12 protein-coding genes are annotated in these 13,934 nt (G+C 40.3%); 1 reads left to right on the plus strand and 11 read right to left on the minus strand.

Features of this window, described 5'->3' with window-relative positions; genetic code table 11:
• Nucleotides 1-14 precede the first annotated feature (14 nt).
• From NMK93_RS03375 to nuoH, 9 genes are all read right to left on the minus strand, one after another.
• Nucleotides 15-1,031 (minus strand): glycosyltransferase family 9 protein, encoded by a 1,017-nt coding sequence (locus NMK93_RS03375; RefSeq protein WP_254526342.1) that lies wholly within the window; start codon nt 1,029-1,031, stop codon nt 15-17.
• Nucleotides 1,032-1,040: 9 nt separating this feature from the next.
• A complete protein-coding gene (locus NMK93_RS03380; protein ID WP_185210913.1) occupies nt 1,041-1,646 on the minus strand; it encodes a DUF4254 domain-containing protein in 606 nt (201 codons plus the stop codon).
• A 383-nt stretch (nt 1,647-2,029) separates the two neighbouring features.
• Complete coding sequence (locus NMK93_RS03385; protein ID WP_254526341.1) at nt 2,030-3,517, minus strand: NADH-quinone oxidoreductase subunit N; 1,488 nt, start codon at nt 3,515-3,517, stop codon at nt 2,030-2,032.
• A gap of 11 nt (nt 3,518-3,528) precedes the next feature.
• Nucleotides 3,529-5,133 carry a NuoM family protein gene (locus NMK93_RS03390; RefSeq protein ID WP_254526340.1) on the minus strand — a complete coding sequence of 535 codons (1,605 nt, stop codon included), beginning with the start codon at nt 5,131-5,133 and terminating at the stop codon, nt 3,529-3,531.
• A gap of 1 nt (nt 5,134) precedes the next feature.
• Complete coding sequence (gene nuoL / locus NMK93_RS03395; protein ID WP_254526339.1) at nt 5,135-7,138, minus strand: NADH-quinone oxidoreductase subunit L; 2,004 nt, start codon at nt 7,136-7,138, stop codon at nt 5,135-5,137.
• A complete protein-coding gene (gene nuoK, locus NMK93_RS03400) occupies nt 7,138-7,443 on the minus strand; it encodes an NADH-quinone oxidoreductase subunit NuoK (protein ID WP_185210909.1) in 306 nt (101 codons plus the stop codon). Before nuoK ends, nuoL begins: the two co-directional genes overlap by 1 nt.
• The gene (locus NMK93_RS03405; RefSeq protein ID WP_185210908.1) at nt 7,440-7,982 is read right to left on the minus strand and encodes an NADH-quinone oxidoreductase subunit J; all 543 of its coding nucleotides are present in this window, start codon (nt 7,980-7,982) and stop codon (nt 7,440-7,442) included. The genes nuoK and NMK93_RS03405 overlap by 4 nt, the downstream gene beginning before the upstream one ends.
• Nucleotides 7,982-8,545, minus strand: coding sequence for a 4Fe-4S binding protein (locus tag NMK93_RS03410; RefSeq protein WP_214649432.1), 564 nt, complete (start codon nt 8,543-8,545; stop codon nt 7,982-7,984). The genes NMK93_RS03405 and NMK93_RS03410 overlap by 1 nt, the downstream gene beginning before the upstream one ends.
• Nucleotides 8,546-9,619, minus strand: a complete 1,074-nt coding sequence (gene nuoH, locus NMK93_RS03415; protein ID WP_254526338.1) for an NADH-quinone oxidoreductase subunit NuoH — start codon at nt 9,617-9,619, stop codon at nt 8,546-8,548.
• Nucleotides 9,620-9,941: 322 nt separating this feature from the next.
• On the opposite strand from nuoH, the gene NMK93_RS03420 reads away from it, so the two are divergent.
• Nucleotides 9,942-10,727, plus strand: coding sequence for an META domain-containing protein (locus NMK93_RS03420; protein WP_185210906.1), 786 nt, complete (start codon nt 9,942-9,944; stop codon nt 10,725-10,727).
• Nucleotides 10,728-10,815: 88 nt separating this feature from the next.
• Here the strand turns inward: NMK93_RS03420 and ispG are convergent, their stop codons facing one another.
• Both ispG and NMK93_RS03430 read right to left on the minus strand, forming a co-directional pair.
• Nucleotides 10,816-12,816: a (E)-4-hydroxy-3-methylbut-2-enyl-diphosphate synthase gene (gene ispG / locus NMK93_RS03425; RefSeq protein ID WP_185210904.1), complete on the minus strand. Its 2,001-nt coding sequence runs from the start codon at nt 12,814-12,816 to the stop codon at nt 10,816-10,818.
• 28 nt (nt 12,817-12,844) lie between these two features.
• On the minus strand, nt 12,845-13,762 hold the full coding sequence (locus NMK93_RS03430; RefSeq protein ID WP_185210902.1) for a DUF5668 domain-containing protein: 918 nt from the start codon (nt 13,760-13,762) through the stop codon (nt 12,845-12,847).
• Between the last annotated feature and the right edge of the window lie 172 nt (nt 13,763-13,934).

The raw sequence follows: 13,934 nt of genomic DNA on the forward strand, positions 1-13,934 counted from the left end.
TTTTGTGAATTTAATTAAAATAAGTGTTTTTTTATCCTCTCGACAAGCATTTCGCTACTTACTAAATCAATTGCCTCTACGCCATCACAAAGACAGGATTTATTGCCATAAACAGAATTCGGTCTATTGGGATGTTCTACCTGAACACAATCTTCCATCGACTGACCATATCCCAAAAATCCAGCATAAGGATGGGTTGCTCCCCAAACTGATACACAAGGAATACCCATTAGGGAAGCCATGTGCATGCCTGAGCTGTCCATGCTGACCATCAGATCAAGATGGGCAATGATATCTAACTCCTGACTTAAATTATATTTTCCTACAACAGAATGCACATTGGGGAACTGTTTTTCCCAGTTCTCCGTAATCTCTTTCTCTTTTGCTCCACCTCCAAAAAGCACAACCTGAACCCCTAGATCTGATAAGTTATGGATTACCTCCGTCATTTTTTCTGTTGGAAGAACTTTATAGGGATGTTGAGCAAAAGCCGATATGCCAACTTTTTTTGCATTTGAAGCCAGAATTGGCATCATTCCCTGAGGAATCAGTCGATGTTGCTTTTCCAATTGATGGTTCAATTGTAGGCTAAATCCCAATTTCCTGAAAACATCGGCGTATCGCTCTGTAGTCAGTTTCAAAGGCTTAAAAACCTTGTCCTTGGTACGTGTTAAAGCTTTCTTTTCTGGCCTGCCTTTATCTAGGATTTGAACCTGATGCCCTGCAGTCCGAAAAAGGACGTCCAAAAACCTTGACCTGATGTTATTATGCAGGTCAGCAACCTGTTTTGCCTTGTACTTTTTCAGTTCCTTGAATAGCTTTATTAAACCAGATATGCCATTATGTTTTCCCTTGGGTTCGATAGGGTGAAAGATCAAGCGCGGTATTCCATCGAAAAAAGCAGAAAAAAACGGACGTGAAACCATAATGATTTCAGTGTCCGTATGTTGTTCTTGGAATTCCCTTAATACCGAAGCAACCATGGCGACATCACCCATTGCAGAAAATCTAGTGACCAAGATTCGCTTCATCTCAGGGAATTATTTTTGAGCCCCGTAAAGTACAGGATTTAAGTTCGGGTCGTTGTACATCTTCATTTGCTTGTACACCTTCATGAATTTTTTTCCAGCTTCAATGTCTGCAAGCAATTCATCAATACTCTGGGAAAGATCCTTGCGTTGCTCCAACAGCACAGTTAACTTTTGCTGACAAGCATCTTGATGTGCCTTAGAAACATCGGTACGTAAGGTTTCCTGTTCCATATGGTAGATCTTCAGTGCTAAGATCGATAATCTGTCAATTGCCCATGCTGGACTTTCCGAATTGATCTTCGCATCAGCTAGAGCAACCACATCCGCAAATTTCTGAAGATAATAACTGTCGATAAATTCAACGGTATCCGTGCGCTCCTGATTTTGCCTGTCGATTCTTCTCTTCCAATACAGACCTTCACGCGGATCAATATTAGGATTACGGATTACATCCTCCATATGCCATTGCGCCGTATCAATCCAACATTTCAAATACAATAAATGCTCTAAAGTCTCGCGACCATAGGGATTCTCGATCGGCTGATCAATCTTATCATAAACATGGTAATCTTCAATTACCTTCTGAAAAATTTTGTTTGCTGCTGAAGATATCATGTACAAATATAGTAGTTAGTATTTAGTATTTAGTATTTAGAACCGGTTTATCGACCTTTAATTTGTAGTAGTTAGTAATTAGTATTTAGTATTTAGAACTGGTATAACGGCCTTTAATTTGTAGTATTTAGTAATTAGTATGTAGTATTTAGAACTGGTATAACGGACTTTAATTCGAAGTATTTAGTAATTAGTATTTTGTGGACCCCCTAAATAGGATTGACCGTTTTTATACTTATCACATTTTCATCAAATGTCTATTATTTGAGCCGAAAAGCTAATATAATAGGAAAGGAAATTTCCCTTTTTGAAAAAAACAACTTCAGCATTTCAAGACCATTAAGGTCTAAATACTAAATACTTTATACTAAATACTAAATACTCTATCTCAAGATTACCCCCGGGAACAGCCCAAATATCACTACAAGGATGGTCAAAACAACCCCAATAACCAACATAACGGAGATGTTGTTGTCTTTAGCTGTGATTACTTCCTCTTTATTGGTTTTAAGGAAGGAATACAAAGGGATTTTGAAGTAATAAAACAGGGAGATTACGGAAGTCAGGGCGCCGATAATCAAGAGCCACAAGAAGATAAGGTCACCCCCAGATTGGTAGATTTCAAAAATACTGGTGAAGACCAATAGTTTTCCAACAAAGCCTGCCGTTGGAGGTATTCCGATCAACGATATACCTACTATGGAGAAACAGGTAAATATTAATGGTAGTTTCTTTCCTTGACCGATATAAGCCTGTAGATTGCTGCTGCCCAGCTTCTGTTCCAGGACGTCGATGAATGCAAAACTTGCCAAATTCATCAGCACATATATGAAAATATAGAAGAAAAGAATATCCTGTTGGCCATTTACATAGCCGATAATGGCCATCAAAAGGAAACCGGTATGCCCGATGGAGGAATAAGCCATCAACCGTTTCATATCGGTCTGCCTTAAGGCGATCAAGTTACCAAAGAGCATCGTGATGATTGCCACAATGGAAACAAACATAAAGGTCAGTTCACTAAAATAAAATGGGGTACTGATCCAGGCCGCTGCCAATCTGCTCATCAAGACAATGGCTGCGATCTTGGGTACTGTAGACAGAAATGCCGTTACTGGGGTAGGAGCGCCCTCATAAACATCCGGTGCCCATAAGTGAAAAGGAACAAAACTCAATTTGAAACCAATCCCTGTAAATACAAAGAGGATGGCAATGCTACTCATCACCTCAGGCGCAGCAATCAAACCTTGAATATGCCTAGGACTGGCAAAATTCAAATCCCCTGTAAAGCCATAAATCAATGAAAGCCCATATAACATCACTGCAGAACAAGCCGATCCAAATAAAGCATATTTCATTGCAGCCTCAGATTGTTTCTTGTTTTCCGAGAAATATCCAACCATGATATAGGAACTGATGGATACCATCTCAATGGCAATAAAAGCCATCAACCAATGGGTCGTCATGGAAAACAGGTTCATGCCTATCCCTGCCGCCAAAAGAATGCTGTAGATATCGCCCTTTCTTTTTTTGAATTCCTTATGTGCAAAATGCTGTTGCAGGAAAACTGCTGAGACCAATAAACCTAAAGCAATAAATGTCCTGGCATAAAAAGAAGTCTTATCGAGGGTCAACATACCATAGAACCCAAAATTCGCATAATCATATTGGGTCAAAAGAATGGCAAAAGAAGAAATGATCGTTAAGATGCTGATAAAAAACGAAGACTGCTTCCAGTATTTATCAAATACTAGCGTACAGGCTATACTGAGCAGAAATCCAATGGACATACTCAGTTCTACTTTGAACAAAGGTATCGATCGAATGATCTGATCTATATGGTCTGAAACCTGCAATGCAAACTCGTTCATCTATCTTAACCCTACAAATAAGCTGTTACCAAATCCAATAAACTCAATACAGAGTTGTTCAATACTCCAAATACTAGGGAAGGCATGACTCCCAAGATTAAAGCCAATGCCAAGGTTGGGAATAGAATGATCTGCTCCCTGTTGTTTAAATCTTTTAATTCTGCTGCCCATTCTTCACCGCCTTTCAAACGGGTCTGTCCGAAAAACATGCGCTGCAAGGTCCATAAAAAATAGACCGCACCCATGAGGATACCTAAGGACCCAAATATCGCCATCCAACGTGGAATACCTGTTTGCATGCTTTCCGCGTTGAATGTTCCGATGATCACAAAAGCCTCTCCAATAAATGCGGAAAACCCGGGAAGGCCTAATGAAGCAAAGAAAGCAATGGCAACATAGGCCGTATATTTTGGCATGATGCTCGCCAATCCTCTAAAATTATAGATATATCGATCGTGAACCCGGTCATATAGAACACCAACCAAAAAGAATAATGCTGCTGACAAGAAACCGTGGCTCAACATCTGGAACATTGCCCCTGAAACACCTTCTGCTGTCAAGGATGAAATACCCAATAGGACAAAACCCATGTGGGATACTGAAGAATAAGCAATCAATCGCTTTAGATCGGTTTGAGCCAAAGCATTCAATGCACCATAAATAATGGATACCACAGCTATCAACCCTAACCACCAGTTCGCATCGGCCATCGCATCAGGGAAGATTCCCATACAGATACGGATGATCCCATAGCCACCAATCTTTAGTAGGATACCCGCTAGAATAATAGAAACAGGGGTAGGGGCCTCTACGTGCGCATCTGGTAGCCAGGTATGTAATGGAACAATTGGAATCTTGATCGCAAATGCAATGAAAAGTACGATAAACCCTATCATTCTGGCCGGAATACCTAATATCTCATTGGCATTTCCTAAAAAGTCAAAGAATGAGCCTGGAATATAATTCTCTGGGTTCATCATATACAACATATTGAAAGTATGTGCTCCAGTTTGTGGATTTTGAACTGAAAAATAAAGTCCAACAATCACCAAAAGCATAAATACCGACCCAAATAGGGTGTATATAAAGAATTTAATAGCAGCATATTCCCTTCGCGCTCCTCCCCAAATACCGATCAAAAAGTATAAGGGTAGCAACATGACTTCATAAAATACATAGAACAGGAAGAAATCCAAAGCACAGAATATGCCCATTACTGCTGTATTCAATAGCATTAACAGCGCAAAATAACCCTTTTTACTCTTTTCCATATTCCAAGAGGCTCCTACCGCCATTAACATGACAAAGGCACTCAAAAGCAATAATGGTAAGGAGAAGCCATCGACTCCAAGAAAATAATCGATCTCTAATTTACCTATGGAGCCCAGGTCCAACCTGATCCAAGGAAGCTGCTCCACATATTGATAGGAAGCAACATCATTAAATCCACCTGTCGAACCTTGAAAGTTAGCATATAAATATCCTGCCAATCCAAATTGGATCAATGTAACCACTAAGGATAGATATTTGTAGCTCTGTCCCATACGGTTTGGAAGTAACAGAATGCCTACAACAGCAATCAAAGGCAGAAATATAAGTAAGGATAATGCACCCATCTTATTTTATTATCAAATAAATTATTCCAATTAATAATACCGTAAAAGCAAAACCCAAATAGTTTTGAAGCCTCCCGTTTTGCACCCATCTCAATAGATGGCCAATATAATAGGTCGTTCCCCCAATGCTATTCACCAGACCATCGACCAGATATTTGTCTAACCAGGCACTGAAATTTGCCAATCCTCTTGTAACTGTGGCAAGGCTATTCACCAAACCATCCACAATATACTTATCAAACCAATATAATCCGTTGCTCAAACGCAAGGTGCTGTTTACAAAAAGCTTTTGGTAAACCTCATTGAGATAGCCTTGGTTTAAGGAGAATGCAATCCAAGGATTGCCTGCTTGCAAAGGATATTTATTCTTTACATACCAATTCCAACCTATTGCCCAAGAAATTGCAGAACCAAGGGTCAGGACAATGGGTAATATCAAATGCAAGGAATGTATTTCAGTAAATGGATATTGCACATTAAACCCGCCTAAAATAAAGGAATGGTGATAGGCGAGCGGATTCCATGAAAAAACCACAAACAAGGAACAGATTCCTAAAAAGATCATCGGTCCGAGCATGCTATTGCTGGCTTCATGAATGTGAATATGCTCAAGTTTGATCCTGAATTCGCCAAAGAAGACCTTAAAGATCAATCTTCCTATATAAAAAGCCGTTAAGATACTGACCAAGGTCAAACTTATGGGTATCAATAAATATAAAGCGCCATGATGTATTGCCCATTCATAGGTGGAGATCAGGATGGCATCCTTAGATAAAAATCCAGATGTCAATGGAAAGCCTGCCAATGCCAACGAGGCTATGCTCATCAGGATAAATGTTTTCGGCATCCATTTCCTCAATCCGCCCATGTTATTTATGTCCTGAGGGTCAATATCAAGATTGTTCTTTTCTTTTAGATGCGCCATTTCATGGATTACGGCTCCAGCGGAAAGGAATAGTAAACATTTGAAAAAGGCATGGGTCGCTAAATGGAACATGGCTGCATCCCATGCGCCAACTCCAACCGCCACCACCATAAAACCTAATTGAGATATCGTGGAGAATGCCAAAATCCTCTTGATATCGCGCTGGCCTAGGGCAAAGATAGCGGCAAGAAATGCCGTAATAGAGCCAATAATGGCGATAAACAGTAAGGCTGTTTCATTGAATAATGGAAATACGGTACAGATCAGGAATACCCCAGCAGCTACCATGGTCGCAGCATGGATCAGCGAAGATACTGCTGTTGGTCCTTCCATCGCATCCGGCAGCCATACATGCAAAGGGAATTGTGCAGATTTAGCCATCGCCCCTACAAAGAAACAGATCCCTGTAAAGGTCATCCAGCCTTCCGAAGCTTGTGCCGTTTCATAGAATAGCCCTTCTTTTCCAAAAAGCTCTACCAAGTTCAGGCTTCCATACATACTATAAACGGATGCTATCCCTAATAAAAAGCCCAAATCTCCAATCCGGTTGATGATAAACGCCTTTTTGTTGGCTTGAACCGCGGACTCCTTGGTAAACCAAAATCCAATCAAGAGATAGGACGCAAATCCAACCAGCTCCCAGAAGATATACATCATAAACAGGTTGTTGGAAATGCTCAGGCCTAACATCGCAAAGCAGAAAAGGCTTAGGTACATCCAATACCGATGGATTCCCGGATCGCCTTTCATATAGGCTCTCGAATAGATATGAACAGGTAATGCAATCACACAAACGATCAATTGCATCAAAACACTGAGGTTATTTAGCAATACCCCAATTTGGAAGCTGTTTTTACCGATGGTAAACCAAGCGTAATTAGCGGCTATAGGTTCGCTATTCCAGACTTCAGAAAACACGAACATTAAGCTCAAAAGGGTACTTAATATGATAGCGACCAAAGAGTTGTTGCCAGATTGGTCTCTTTTGCCAAGTATTGCTTGGATCAAGAATGCAACAAAGGGGAGAAGTACAACCAGTATACTTCCTAAGACAGGTGATATGTTCAGTAAATCGCCCATCAGTCTCTTAAATCAGTTATGTTATCAGGGTTAATGCTCTTATAATTCCTATACAGGTTTAAGATAATGGCTAGTCCAACCGCCACCGCTGCTGCGGCCAGTACAATAGCAAACAGCGCAAAGATCTGTCCGCCATAGTTCACCTTATCATATCGGCCAAATGCCACCAGATTTAAGATGGCGGCGTTTATGATAAATTCAATCCCAACAAGGATCATGATGGCATTTCTCTTTGCGACAACGGCATAAAGACCTATGCAGAAAAGGCAGGCAGATACGACCAAAAAATGGGTTAATGTAATCATTTCGTATCCTCCTTTCTGGAAAGGTGTGCTGCACCGATCAAGGCTGCCAATAAGAATATGGAAATGACCTCAAATGGTAAAAGATATTGGGTCATAAATTTTAATCCCAATTGATTGATATTATTGTCGGTGGATTTGATAACATTCCCACTTCTAATGTTTTCGGTTATCCATTTCGGTGTGTTTTCTTGCCATTCTATGATCCCATAGATCATTACAGCAAGAAATCCAAGGCTTAACAGCAGGGTTTGCCAGTTCGGAAGGGAAAGGAATTTACTGGAGGTATTCTGTAAATCAGCCAATAGCTCTTTATTGGAAAGCATAAAGGCAAAGATCATCAGGATCAGGACACCACCTACATAGACCATGATTTGGGTAATGGCTACAAAGTCTGCCAATGCGAAAATAAATAATCCTGCCATCCCGAATAGCACTACAAAGAACAGGAACAATGCTCGTGCAGTATTTTTTAAACTGACTACCAACAAGGCTGAACCAATGGTCAATGCGGCAAATGCATAAAATATGGCTAACTCCATTATTTATTCTTCGCTGCCTCCTTCTCAGCTTGAAACTTGGTCCATTCCTCTTTACGTTTCTTGATTTCCTCATCCGTCATGTCCGCAAAGGAATAAGTCAAATCCGCAAGATTGGTCGTTACTCGATCGTAATTATCGGTCATGGTAATACATTCCGTCGGGCAGACTACCGTACAGAGTCCACAGTACATGCATTTTGCCATGTCAATATCAAACTCGGCAGCATAAAGCCTCTTTACAGAACCATCAGAGGTTTTCCCTATGGCTTCAGGTGATTTAATGGCTTCAATCGTAATGCAATCTACTGGGCATGCTTTTGCGCAAAGATCGCAGACGATACAATCGTCAATCACTACATCCAATTGGTACCTGGCTACTTCAGGAATAGGCATTTTTACCTTTGGATATTGAACGGTCGTTACACCGGACTGCTCTTCAAAGTAATTATCCTGTTTGATATCTAGGGAACGACGTGATTTCCGGGCACTGAACAGGTGTCTCACCGTTAGGGTAAGTCCTTTGATTGCTGTTGCCAGCCCTTGTATGGTCGTTTTTAAGATCAACTATAGCATGATTAATATTCTCCAAAGCCCTGAAATGGCCATGCATACAAAAGCTAGGGGAATAAGGATTTTCCAACATAAAGTCATCAACTGGTCAGCACGGAAACGAGGTAAGGTCCAACGGATCCAAATCTGAACAGCCACAATAAATAGCGATTTGGCTAATGTCCAAAACACACCCCAAACTGGGCCTGTAGTCCAATCAGCCAATCTGGCCGCACCAATATTCGGTAGGGGACTGTTCCAGCCTCCTAAGAATATCACAACACCCAACATGGCTACCAAAAACATCATGGCGTATTCCGCCAAGAATAAAAAAGCAAACCTGATACCACCGTATTCGGTATGGAATCCACCAATCAACTCACTCTCAGCTTCGGGAATATCAAATGGCGCCCGGTTACATTCTGCCAAGGATGCGATAAAGAATATGGCATAACTGACTATGAGATGGGGAGCCTGAAAAATATTCCAGGACAAGATTCCACCAATATCATTCACCTTCCAAAATCCAAGAAAATAAAGGTCTTGATCTGCCCAGACTCCTTGATTAAGTGCGATTTCATTTAAATTTAAGGTCTGCGTAATCATCACCGCAGAGATTAAGGAAAGACCAACCGGTAATTCGTGCGAAATCATCTGCGCAATCGCTCGGATAGAACCTAATAAAGAGTATTTGTTATTAGATCCCCAACCAGCCATCAAGATGCCAATGGCATCAATGGATACGACAGCCATAATAAAGAATAAACCTGTATGGGTATTGGATGGTAATAAGTCAGGTCCCCAAGGGACAACACTATAACCAATGAAAACCGCAACAAAAATAATGATCGGTGCTACAGCAAACAAAATCTTATCAGAGGCACTTGGGGAGATAAATTCCTTTTGAAGTAATTTTAGGATATCTGCAATGGTCTGCAATAAACCAAATTTGCCCGTTTCCATCGGACCTAATCGATCCTGAACAAATCCTGCAATCTTACGCTCCGTATAAACTGCAAAAAGCGTAAATAAAGCAATAAACAAAAATATTGCAACAGGTGTTAGGATATTCAAGATTAAGCTGTCCAATCTTCTTTTTAGATTAATTCTTAATTAGCTACAAACATAAGGAAATAGGAGCAAATAAGCCATAACTAAAATCATTTAGAACAGCGATTTGCCTTATTTTGTAAGCTATTTTTTAAAGTTTTGACAATATTAAAAATCTTGCATGGTATTTGCCTTATGCTTTTGGAATTTGTTGTGGTACTAAATCTGTTTCCCTGATCTATCCATTTTATAAAATGGCCAAAAAACAGAATATGATATGGAAAACAGGTAATTTTAAAAAATATTTTAAACCTTTTGACAAATTTTGCGTATTTATATTAGAGTTTAAACAATGATATCTATGAAAAAATCAATTTTTAGTGTGTTAGCTGTAGTAACAATTTTATTTTCAAGTTGTGCTGGCGCTAAGAAAACGACTGAAAACCAATCCCCAGACTTTGCTGAAATCACTGGCAACAAATGGCGCTTGATCGAATTAAATGGAAAAGAAGTGCCTGAAAAACTGAATGGCAAAGAGCCTTTCTTAGTTTTTATGAGTGAAGAGTCTCGTTATTCGGCCTCAGGTGGCTGTAATACCATGTCTGGTGAATATGTATTTGCTGGAACCAATAGGATATCTTTCAAACCTGGTATTTCTACCATGATGGCATGTGAAGATATGGAAACAGATAAATTGTTGGCTGAAGTATTCAAAACGACCAATAACTATACATTAGCTGATGGTATCTTATCCTTAAATGTAGGCCGCAGGATGCCATTAGCAAAATTTGCTAAGGTAGATGCAGAAAATAGCTTGGTAGGTACTTGGGAATTGGACTATATCGCAAATTCTTCAAAACCTTTCAATGAATTGTATCCGGATAAAAAACCGACTCTTGTTTTTGATTCCTCATCAAACAAAGTGTCTGGTAATGCTGGCTGTAACACATTCAACAGTTCTGTAACAATTAATGGTAAGAACATTAAGTTCGGTCCGATGGCGACAACTAGAATGGCCTGTCCAGGCGAAGGTGAACCTCTGTTCCTTCAATCAATTGAAAAGGTAAATGTTCAAAGTGTCAATGGAGACCAACTTACCTTAATCGTTGGTGATATTGCAACCATGAGATTCAAGAAAATCAAATAAGATCATTCAATTATCTAGATAAAAAGGGAGATGTTTATAGCAAACATCTCCCTTTTGTATTTTAAAGCAAGTTCTTATTCGTTCAGGATTATCCCTCTTCCACCCATAGCCCATCTGACTTGATAATGTCTATCAATTCATCTAAAGCTTTTGCAGAAGATACATTACGTTTTACAACTTCTTTCCCACGGTACAAGGTAATCTTATCTGGTCCTGCACCGACATAACCATAGTCAGCATCGGCCATTTCACCCGGACCATTCACAATACATCCCATGATACCGATTTTCAAACCTTTTAAATGATTGGTTCTACTGCGGATCATTTGGGTAGTTTCTTGAAGGTCAAATAGGGTTCTTCCGCAGCTAGGGCAGGAGATATATTCAGTTTTGGATATTCTGGAGCGCGTAGCCTGAAGGATACCAAATGAGATGGAGGCTATTTTATCTGTTGCGGTAGCTTCTGAGTCCAACCAGATCCCAGAACCTAAACCATCTATCAATAAGGCGCCAAAATCAGTTGCCGCATAGAGTTGGATTTTTGAAATTGGCTCTTCCGGATTCATGATGTCTCCAATGGGGCCCGAAAATTCAGCAGCAGCATAGCTTCTTTTGATAATGACCGGACAATCAATCCCGATTTCCTGCAGGTTTGCAAAGAATTGCCTTTGGTCTGCCATCCCATGCAAGTGGTCTGTTTCCAGTATAAAGACAATTGTCTTGTCCATCTGCAGATTGGCAAAGGCTTCTGTTTCCAAAAGATCATTGCTGACATAGATTAAATTCATGGCAGGATCTTTCAATTCCGCTCGGTTGAATTCCTCTAAGGTATAAATGGGATGAATATTCGTTTTATTCTTAAGCTCTTTCCAAGTTTTGTAATTGTAGAGTTGCTTTAGGTTTCCCGGCATCGTAAATGATGGTAAGGAATCCCCAAAATATACAAAATCGACCGACTGATCTCCCATGTGGTATTTATCCAGCAAGGCATCATACTTGTACCCTACATCAGATAGAATAAATGGATCTTTTAGGTTCTTTTGAGAAAGATCCACGACAATCCTTGGTACTAATGATCCGCCAATAAAAGCATTGATTTCCTGTGAAATATAAGGCTTAGTTTCTTGCACAGGAGTGATTTGGATGATCTCTCGCTCTTGAGTTTCAGCAAGGTCCGTTACGCGTTTACTATATCTATTTACTAGAGCAATGGCCACTGGAGCTTCCTTTTCTGGTTCCTCTGTCAAGGATACACGGACGGTATCTCCCAAGCCATCTTCCAATAAAGTACCGATGCCTACTGCCGACTTGATACGACCATCTTCTCCGTCACCTGCTTCAGTCACACCCAAATGCAATGGATAGTTCATGTTTTCGGCTACCATCTTTTCAACCAATAAACGGTAGGCCTGGACCATCACCATAGGATTGGATGATTTCATCGAAACACAAAGGTTATAGTAATTAAGATCCTCACAGATTCGGATGAATTCCAATGCTGACTCCACCATTCCTTCCGGCGTATCGCCATATCGGCTCATGATGCGGTCAGAAAGTGAACCATGGTTGGTGCCGATACGCATGGCGGTACCATATTCCTTACAGATCTTTACCAAAGGCGAAAATTTCTTATGGATTCGATCTAATTCTGCCTGATAGGCAGCATCGGTATAATCGATCTGGTCAAACTTCTTTTTGTCAGCGTAATTTCCTGGATTTACCCTTACTTTTTCTACGATCCTTGCAGCAACTTCAGCCGCATTGGGCGTAAAATGGATATCGGCAACCAAGGGAACATGGTACCCTCTTGCCCGTAATTCCTTCTTGATGTTTGCTAGGTTTTCTGCCTCTTTGATACTCGGTGCAGTAATACGAACATACTCACAACCCGCATCCACCATCTTAATGGTCTGTTCTACTGAGCCCATCGTGTCCATCGTATCGACCGTCGTCATACTTTGTATCCGAATTGGGTTATTGCCTCCCATTGGGATATCGCCAATCTGCACCTCTCGGGTATAGAATCTTGAATAGGCTGTTTTGCTGTTGCAATAACCGCCGGCTAGCGTTGTCAAAGGCTTACTTTCCATATCAAGGCAAAGTTAGCTAATTTCGGGTTTAATAGCGTAAGATAGATAATGAATTTGCAGCACCCGCAATCTTGATGTCGTACTTGTTGGATTCTTGGTCATAGTTTTTGCTCTTGCGAACATCATCCAAAACCACATCCACATCTTCGTATTTGTTGTTGGAGAATAAAGCATCCGTTTCAACACGACAGGCAGCTCCTTTTGGTAGATACAAGATCACTTTGGAAGCAGCGGTATTGATCTCAATATCACAAGTACCAGAAGCTGGTTTTGGTAAGTATAAGTTCAGTGAACTTGCACCAGAATTTACTTCCAATTTGCCAAGTTTCATTTGTTTGAAATCTCCTGTGATTGCAGCTGCTCCCACATTGAATTCCAAATCCCATACAGGCTTACTGCTAAGGCCAACCTCAATCAAGCTATTGTTGTACTTATTGTTCTTCATTTTGCTGGTCAACTCCATTTTCACCTCTTTATCGCCCTTGGTCTGCAAGTTCAATGAGGCAGTTGGTTGTGCCGTCTTCGCACTGAGGACTAGACTTGAGTCTGTTCCCGGAGCGAAATTATACTTTGCTGCACCGCCATTGATGGTCAGTTTAGCAGATTCTGTTTCTGAGCCGATAGGATGGGAGACAACTTGGGTAAATGGTCCCTTCACGTCATCGCCAGTGGAAACATCAATATTGCCGATATGGTCATACATGCTCTCCTTGCTGGTTACCCCTTTGAAGAAAATAAAACCACATAATAAGATGTTGGTTGCAATAACGATGAATTTTCCATAAGTCCTTCCCTGCAGGAGCAAACTGACTCCAATAGACACAAGGATCAATGGCCATAAACTGATTATGGAGAAGAAATTAAAATCTATTACTTTCAAGTTGTGTAGCAAGAATACCAATCCTGCGAATACCAACCATATACCTGTTGCAATTTTATTGTTCATTGTTTCTTAGCTTTGTTGACCAAAACTACTACGATATTACAAATTTAATAACGGAAAATAGGCTTGACGCTTCATTTTTTCGGTAAATCAATTAGTTTTGTCGGTGAAAAGATTCATCGAGAATTTGTATCTTGAACTTATCCAAAACATTTTTGCCGAGGATTCGTTAGAA

It is taken from the genome of Sphingobacterium sp. LZ7M1, assembly GCF_024296865.1.
GTDB lineage: Bacteria > Bacteroidota > Bacteroidia > Sphingobacteriales > Sphingobacteriaceae > Sphingobacterium.

Bases quoted from the DNA above. Each gene is read 5' to 3' on its own strand.
- NMK93_RS03375 (WP_254526342.1), bottom strand. From the start codon at position 1,031: ATGAAGCGAATCTTGGTCACTAGATTTTCTGCAATGGGTGATGTCGCC.
- NMK93_RS03380 (WP_185210913.1), bottom strand. From the start codon at position 1,646: ATGATATCTTCAGCAGCAAACAAAATTTTTCAGAAGGTAATTGAAGAT.
- NMK93_RS03385 (WP_254526341.1), bottom strand. From the start codon at position 3,517: ATGAACGAGTTTGCATTGCAGGTTTCAGACCATATAGATCAGATCATT.
- NMK93_RS03390 (WP_254526340.1), bottom strand. From the start codon at position 5,133: ATGGGTGCATTATCCTTACTTATATTTCTGCCTTTGATTGCTGTTGTA.
- nuoL (WP_254526339.1), bottom strand. From the start codon at position 7,138: ATGGGCGATTTACTGAACATATCACCTGTCTTAGGAAGTATACTGGTT.
- nuoK (WP_185210909.1), bottom strand. From the start codon at position 7,443: ATGATTACATTAACCCATTTTTTGGTCGTATCTGCCTGCCTTTTCTGC.
- NMK93_RS03405 (WP_185210908.1), bottom strand. From the start codon at position 7,982: ATGGAGTTAGCCATATTTTATGCATTTGCCGCATTGACCATTGGTTCA.
- NMK93_RS03420 (WP_185210906.1), top strand. From the start codon at position 9,942: ATGAAAAAATCAATTTTTAGTGTGTTAGCTGTAGTAACAATTTTATTT.
- ispG (WP_185210904.1), bottom strand. From the start codon at position 12,816: ATGGAAAGTAAGCCTTTGACAACGCTAGCCGGCGGTTATTGCAACAGC.
- NMK93_RS03430 (WP_185210902.1), bottom strand. From the start codon at position 13,762: ATGAACAATAAAATTGCAACAGGTATATGGTTGGTATTCGCAGGATTG.